Genomic DNA, 7,546 nt, shown 5'->3' with positions numbered 1-7,546 from the left:
TGGCGGATTTACCCTCTGTCTTGGTCATGGTGGCGTTCCTTCGCGGGAATCAGGTGACGTTGAACATCACCAGCCTGCCATGACCGCCCACTCTCAGCGAATTTGCAGAACTCTCAGCACACTACCGGGTCTTCGGCGTGCGCATGGCAAAAGAACGGGCTGATTACAGCCTCGGTGAATCCCTTTAACACAACGAATGTCGGAAGTCTGACATAGCTGCGGCAGTCTACCACGTTGCATTTGAAGACTTCTTCTTTTGGCACGATTCGTGCGTTGGACGTTGCACAAGGTCGAGGGAAGTAAGCGCATGAAGAACCGCGGGGTATTAGCGTCAGCTGTCGGTCGCGCAGGCGCTGGCGGACGCCAGCCACCCCAGTATACGCCGCGTACTGCGCGCAGGCTTCGCGTTGACGAAGCTTGAAATGGGGAAAGCGACGCATCCGAAATGAAGGCCCAGACTATCATCAGCTATTTGGGCAGGAAAATACAGCGGACGCGGCGACCTCAGTCGATAAGGCGGGATCGTCCGGATAGCAATGTTCAAGGGCGAACTCGGCAGGAGAAGCCGAGCATATTGCATCGCTCTCGTACGATCGACGCGACGTGTGAGCGTCTCGTGCTGGGCATCGATCCAGCCTGGAGAGGACAAAAATGAGCAATCGAGATGGGAGCGACATCAGCATGAACTCGAAGATGAAATGTTTGGCCCAGATAAGTGCCGTCGCCTTGCTCTCCACGGCAACCGCTGCGTCGGCGAATGAAGGCATGTGGATGCCGAGCCAGATTGCGGAAGTCGGTACGGCTATGCGCGCGGATGGGCTCCAGCTCGATCCCGCCCAGTTGCGCTTGGACGCCGCCCCGCTCAACGCGATCGTTTCGCTGGACGGATGCTCCGGCTCTTTCGTCAGTCCCGAAGGGCTGGTCGCGACCAATCATCACTGCGCGATGGGATCCATCCAGTACAACAGTAAAGAAGGTCGCGATTATCTCGCCGACGGTTTTCTGGCGAAGAGCCTGGGTGAAGAATTGCCCGCCGAACCCGGCAGTCACATCTATGTCATCGAGGACCTACGGGAGGTGACCGCCGACATGCTCAAGGGCGTCTCGGCCAAGCTGAACGGATTTGCGCGCTATGAGAGGCTCGACGCGAACCGCAAGGCGCTGATCGCCGCCTGCGAAGAACAGCCCGATCGCCGCTGCGACGTCGGAGCTTACTATGGCGGCGCGTCCTACTATCTCCAGCAGAAGCTCGAAATCCGGGATGTGCGCCTCGTCTATGCACCGGCGCGCGGGATCGGCAACTTCGGCGGTGAAACGGACAATTGGATGTGGCCGCGCCACACAGGCGATTTCGGCTTTTATCGCGCTTATGTCGCTCCTGATGGCTCCTCCCGGGCCTATGGGCAAGACAATGTGCCATACACGCCGAAGAGCTGGCTGCGTATCGCACGCGAGGGCCTCAAGGAAGGCGATTTCGTGATGGTCGCCGGCTTTCCCGGCGCCACCGGCCGGTTGCGTTCCGCCGAGGAAGTGGGGTTTAACTTCGCGCACGAACCCCTGATCCAGCGTCTGCTCTCGGATTATGCGGCCCAAATCAAGCACGCCACGGCCGGCAACCGCGACGCGCAGATCCGTTACGCATCCATCCTGAAAGGCGCGGAAAACTACGAGAAGAAGCTGGCGGGCGATCTCGCTGGCGCCGATGCCATTGGGCTCAACGCTCGCAAGGCTACCGAGGAGCAAGCTTATCGCGACTGGGTCGCTGACGACGCTACGCGGCAGACGCGCTTTGGCGCGGGGATCCGCGAGCTGGATGGCGTGGTGGCCGAGAACGGCCGCGCCTCCCTCAGCCGGCTGCGGCAGGCGCTTCTAGACCGTGCGCAGATGCTCTCATCCGCGCGCACACTCTATCGCTGGGCAAAGGAGCAGCAGAAGTCCGACGCCGAGCGCGAAAGCGGCTTTCAGGATCGTGATCGCAATGAAATCATCGATCGACTGACGCAGGTCGAACGCCGGTATCTAGCCGCCGTCGATCGCAAATTGTTCGAGGCTGCGCTCGAGGAATATCGCCGGTTGGATGCGAAGGACCGCGATATTGCGTTCGAAACCACTCTGGCCCAAATCGGCCCTGACCGACTTTATGCGGAGACCAAACTCGCCGACACGGCTATGCGGCTCGGCTGGCTCGACAAGCCGGCCGTCACCTTTGAGGCGTCGGCCGATCCGTTTATCAAGCTGGCGGTCGCGCTGTACCCAGGAGATATGGCTGCGGAGCACGCGATGAAGGACCGCGCCGGCCGCACGCAGGCGGCGCGTGCGGCCTATATGAAGGGCCTGCTTGCCTATCGGAATGCGATCGGCCGGCCCGTCTATCCCGACGCGAATGGGTCGCTGCGCCTCAGCTGGGGCAAGGTGACAGGGCAAACGCGAGACGGCCAGATCTGGACGCCCTTCACCACCGCCGAGGGACTTCTGGCCAAGCACACAGATAAGGGCGAATTCGCTGCACCGGACGCCGTCGTCGCGGCCATCCGAGCCAAGAATTATGGCCAATATGTCGCGCCGGAGCTGGGCACGTTGCCGGTCGACCTCATGTCCTCGGTCGATATCACCAATGGCAATAGTGGCTCGGCCACTCTGAACCGGCGCGGTGAGTTCGTTGGTCTCGTTTTTGATGGCACGCTCGATGGCGTGATCTCGGACTGGGCCTATGCCGCTGAACGCAATCGCAGCATCCATGTCGATAGCCGTTTCATGCTCTGGACAATGGACAAGATCGACGGCGCGGGTAGGTTGCTCAAGGAAATGGGAGTGCAGTCGGCGTCTAACCCTTGAGTGGGTAGAAAAAATGGCCGCCAGTTTTGCAGCCTCGGGGCGGTGACGATACTTGCAGTCGCAGGATGCATCCTGGTCAGTGGAAATACCTCATCTGCCGCAACGAGTAACCTGACATTCGGAAGTGTTCTTCAGAGGATGCCCAAGCGGGGTCGATGGCAGACGAGCATCGCTGGTAAGGCGCGGCAGGATGCAGCTCAAATCGACGAAAGAAGCCGGCTATTCGCATGGCTTATGAGATCCACACGGCCGCCGGCCTTGCCAACGACCGGCACAGCTGCCTGGCGTGTCGTGAGAGGCTTCGGTCGCCGCTCTGATGTCGACAAATGCCGACCGCAATGTCATCGCCCGTTCCAGTGGCGAAGACAAAGCTGCCGGTCCCGTACTTCCATTTGATCTTCACCCGGACACGTGCCCTTGGAGTCCGACCCTTGGAGCACGGCGAATTGTCGGCGTTCGAAGCAAAGGGACCTTTGCCTGGTTTCCGCTGATGACGGGCACTGCCTGTGCCCCGGAGGTATTCGATCCGTCCATTTTGCAGGAATTCGACAAACCTGACATTACCCGCTCACCGCGAGACGGGAAGGAATTCAATAAGAACTGACTGCTGCGCCTCTGGCATGGCTCTTGCTCATACAGCTGTGACGGACATTACATGCCAATAGAGGCATTTGGTGTCTGCAGGTAGCCATTTCAGTTCGGGTGAAACGACAGTTCCATCCCCCATAGACGAGAATGTCCATGACACGCGCCCTTGCAGCAGCAGGTTTCCTTCTTACGGCTTTGGCCTCAGACCAAGCCTCTTCAAAGGTTAGTTCGCGTTCGAGCATCTGGAACAGTCAATAACGCGGCGATGTTCTGTAATCGGATTGCGGTGATGAACGGCGGATGCTCGATGGCGACCAGGCGCCCAACCGGATACTCACGGCCGATCTGCTGAGGGACGTCTTCAAGATCAAGGCCTGTGTCGAACAGTATGATGACGGCATCTGCACCGTCCGGTTCGCCCGGCCGCGCTACCATTCCCTTCCACCCAACACGGAGCCCAATCCATGATTCGAAACGCCATACTCGCATTCTCGCTATCGTTGTCCTCGGCCGCCTTTGCGGAAACGATCGAGATCAAGATGCTCAATCGTGGCGAGCACGGCTCGATGGTCTTCGAACCCGACTATGTCCAGCTCAAGCCCGGGGACGAACTCCACTTCGTAGCCGCCAATAAGAGCCACAACGCCGCCTCGATCAAAGGCATGGTTCCGGAGGGCTATGCCGGGTTCGACGGCAAGATCAACGAGGAGATCACGGTACGCTTCGGCCAGCCTGGCTACTACGGCATCAAGTGCTCCGCGCATTACGGTATGGGCATGGTGATGGTCGTCAAGGTGGGCGAAGCCGCGACCAGTGACGCCCTCCGCAACGTCGATGCGCCGCCGCGAGCGAAGAAGCGCTTCGCCGAAATCTTCGCGCGCGCCGGGATCGCTGGCTGATCCCATGAAGTCCGCGATGGCGGGATCGAACCGAGATCTGAAAACCCGCCACCTGCTGGTCGGAAAGGCGGAGACTTTCGATCGCGCCTTAGTTATGAAATTGGGGATCAGTTCGAGCGTGACAGGCTATGGCGCCTGATTGCGTGATCTCTGCTGACTCCAGATGTGGCGGGAGCGCAAATTCAGGCAGCTTTTCGATTGTTAGCCACACCTTGCTGCGTACCGGGCTGTCGGCGAGGTTCAATCCGCGTCGCCGTCTCTGAGCGACTGATCGCGCAGCCGCAATGACTCGGCAGCCTTGCGTTTGAAGCCTGCTCCGTCCCGACGCAATTGAAGCCAAGGCCGGGCGGGGTGAGACATGTCTGCCGCGGCCATGTGAGAATCTGTCGCCGGGCCTCCGCGTAGTGACCAAACGATTTAAGGTTCCGTAATTCGTCCGCCGCCTCGAGGATCAGTGCGGCGCACCGCCCGCAAGAAGGTACCGATAGCCATTCGTGGTCATCCATCGGGCGCGTGCAAGGTGCGTTTCCCATGCCCTGAATGCTCGCTCCGGCTCCTTGTTAGGATCAATGTGCAAGACGATCCTGGCCACCTCGCGCCAGTCGGCATCCTCGGCTGCGGCGTCGAGAAGGCGAATATAGGTGAGCAGTCGCTCCTCATCGTAGCCTGTGAGGACGGAAGAGATCGGCGCCTCGTCGGCGACATCGGGATCGAGCAGTGGCTTCAGCATGGTGATCTCGCACGAGCTTACTGGGCGGGTGATGGCTCTGGCAAAAATAGTACAACTACCCCTGTAGCCAAGACAACCCCAGATTGGGCGTTAGGACCGGGCAGAGGAGCACCTCACCCCACCCAATCTTGTCTCCGTCTGGCGTTCAATTGCAGCAGCGATCCTCCAGGGAGGGCTTGCTCTTTGTACCTCGACGCGGGGATCCGAGTGCTTGTATCAATTCACCGTCAGCGGCATCCAGCGCTTCGTGTTGCGCGATTTGACGCTCTTCCTCGTACCGGCTTAGCTTAGCGTAGGGTCCAGGAAGCTTCTGCGATGATAACTTAACCTGGGCCCTGTCAGCTGGACGCGACTTGCGCCCGCCACAAACGAGTATAGGCGCCATTTGTCGCCAGCAGATCGGCATGCCTTCCCTCCGCGACGGCTCGCCCCTTGTCCAATACTACGATCTTGTCGGCCCCGGAAACGGTGCTGAGTCGATGAGAGATGACGACGATGGTCTTGCCGGCCCGACGCAGATCCTCAACGGCCTTTAGGACAAACGCCTCGGCGACCGAGTCGAGAGAGGAGGTCGCCTCATCGAGGATAAGAATCTGCGGATCCCGGTACAGCGCCCTAGCCAAGGCTAGACGCTGCTTCTCGCCGCCGGACAGGCGTACGCCGCCTTGGCCCAGATGAGCCTGAAAGCCACCGGGCCAGCGCTGGATCGTCGCTAGCAGGCCTATTCGATCGCAGATCTTCACGATCTTCTCGACGTCTGGCTCGAACTCGCCAAGGGCGACGTTCTCGATCACCGAGCCCGAGAACATGTCGATCGATTGCGGTACCGCAGCGACTACCTTACGCAAGGATAGGGTCGAGAAGTCCTGAAGGGCATGTGGGCCAATCTGGATGCATCCACCCTCAAGCGGGTAGACATTTTGCAGCAGCGCCGCAAGTGTGCTCTTGCCCGAACCGCTTTCCCCCACGACGGCCGTCATCTCGCCCCGGCGGAAGGTGACGCTGAGATTTTGAAAAAGCTCCGGCTGCGCGCCATGGCGGAACGTGACGTTCTCCAGGCGAATATCGCCAAGGTCGACCTTAGTGGCATCAATGCCGCCGCCACTTGCCGGCTCAAGGTCGAAGATCTCGAACAGGCGATCCGCCGCAATAAAAGCATCCTGAACGATCCGGTTGGTTTGGATCAGGTTCGCGATCGGCCGCGTGATATAGCCGAGTAAGGTATAGGAGGACAGTAATTCGCCGGGCGTGACGGTCTGATCGAGGGCAAGCGTCGCACCGAACCACATCAGCAAAATGGTGAACAGGGTCGAGAGGAAAGTCGAGGCATTGTCTGCGAAGATCGAGATGAGGCCGGAGCTGTAGACCGAGTGCAGCATCTTGATGAAGCGGGTCTCCACCTTGAAGTTGGCGAAGCTCTCAATGCCGGAGGTCTTGATCGTGGAGACAGCTCCCAGTGATTCCACCAATTGCACCTCCAGGTCGGCGGCATCCTCCATGATGGTGCGCTGGTGCTTCCTATTCAGCCGATTAATAGCCCAATAAACTAAGAGGTACAGTGGGATGGAGGTCGCCACGACCAAGGCGATTTTCCACGAGTAGATGAACATCAATCCCAGCGAGCACACTGTCACTATCGCGTCGACGAACATGTTGATCGAGATGTCGTTCAGCAGGCTCCGGATCTTCACCGCGTCGTTCATGCGTGAGACGATCTCCCCCAAACGCATGCTGTCGAAGAATTTCTGTGGCAAGCTGACGATGTGAGTGTAGTAGCCGAGGATCAAGTGGACATCGATCTTCTGGCCCGTTTGCAGGATGAGCCGGTTTCTGAGGAAATTCATCAGGATCTGTGTCACCAGGATCAGCAGCATGGCCACGCTCATGAGGTTGAGCAGGTTGCGGTTGGCCGCAGGGATCACATTATCGACGATCTTCTGGACGTAGATGGCGGTTGAGAGGCTGAGGATCGTCGTCACCAGTGCGCCGATGAGTGCCTGCGCCATCACCTGCCTGTGTGGCGAAAGCAAACGGGCGAATCGGGAGAGTGGTGATGTCGTCTCGTCACGGCGGTTGAAGGTGTCTGCCGGGGCCACCAGCACCAGGACTCCAGTCCATTGCAGCTTGAATTCCTCATTGGACAACTTGCGGATTTCGCCGTAGGCTGGATCCATGACGCTGACCCACTTGGCATCGATGGCCTGAATTACGACGAAGTGGTGCTGGACCTCCTTTATGATGACGTGCGCAATAGCCGGCTTCGGGATCTTGTACAGGCTGTCGAAGCCACCTTTTACCCCCTTGGCGATGAACCCCAACTTTTGAGCCGCTTGCGTGAGGCCTGACACCGTGGTGCCGGAACGGTCGGTCGAGGCATACTGGCGGATGCGCGACAGTGGCAGATTGTAACCATAGAAGGCTGCAACGAAGGCAAGGCAGGCGGCCCCGCAATCAGTGATGTCGCGCTGCTTGAACTTGGTGATGTTGCGCATGG

General features: G+C 59.2%; 5 protein-coding genes. 3 read left to right on the top strand and 2 right to left on the bottom strand.

The features are described from left to right. The first annotated feature begins 651 nt into the window (after positions 1 to 651). From O7A70_RS30505 to O7A70_RS30495, 3 genes are all read left to right on the top strand, one after another. Entirely contained in the window at positions 652 to 2,835 is a 2,184-nt protein-coding gene (locus O7A70_RS30505; protein ID WP_337143654.1) for a S46 family peptidase, read from the top strand. An 888-nt stretch (positions 2,836 to 3,723) separates the two neighbouring features. After that, a complete protein-coding gene (locus O7A70_RS30500) occupies positions 3,724 to 3,891 on the top strand; it encodes a hypothetical protein (protein WP_337143653.1) in 168 nt (55 codons plus the stop codon). After that, positions 3,888 to 4,322, top strand: a complete 435-nt coding sequence (locus O7A70_RS30495) for a pseudoazurin (protein WP_337143652.1) — start codon at positions 3,888 to 3,890, stop codon at positions 4,320 to 4,322. Before O7A70_RS30500 ends, O7A70_RS30495 begins: the two co-directional genes overlap by 4 nt. Before the next feature lie 451 nt (positions 4,323 to 4,773). On the opposite strand, the gene O7A70_RS30490 is transcribed toward O7A70_RS30495, so the two are convergent. After that, on the bottom strand, positions 4,774 to 5,052 hold the full coding sequence (locus tag O7A70_RS30490) for a DNA -binding domain-containing protein (protein WP_337143651.1): 279 nt from the start codon (positions 5,050 to 5,052) through the stop codon (positions 4,774 to 4,776). Between the two features lie 338 nt (positions 5,053 to 5,390). Then, on the bottom strand, positions 5,391 to 7,544 hold the full coding sequence (locus O7A70_RS30485; RefSeq protein WP_337143650.1) for a peptidase domain-containing ABC transporter: 2,154 nt from the start codon (positions 7,542 to 7,544) through the stop codon (positions 5,391 to 5,393). Positions 7,545 to 7,546: the final 2 nt, after the last annotated feature.

The sequence above is a fragment of the Mesorhizobium sp. Cs1299R1N1 genome (assembly GCF_037179655.1).
Classification (GTDB): Bacteria; Pseudomonadota; Alphaproteobacteria; order Rhizobiales; family Rhizobiaceae; genus Mesorhizobium; species Mesorhizobium salmacidum.
Note: the sequence above shows the minus strand (reverse complement) of the source record. Positions and strands in the feature narration are given on the sequence as shown.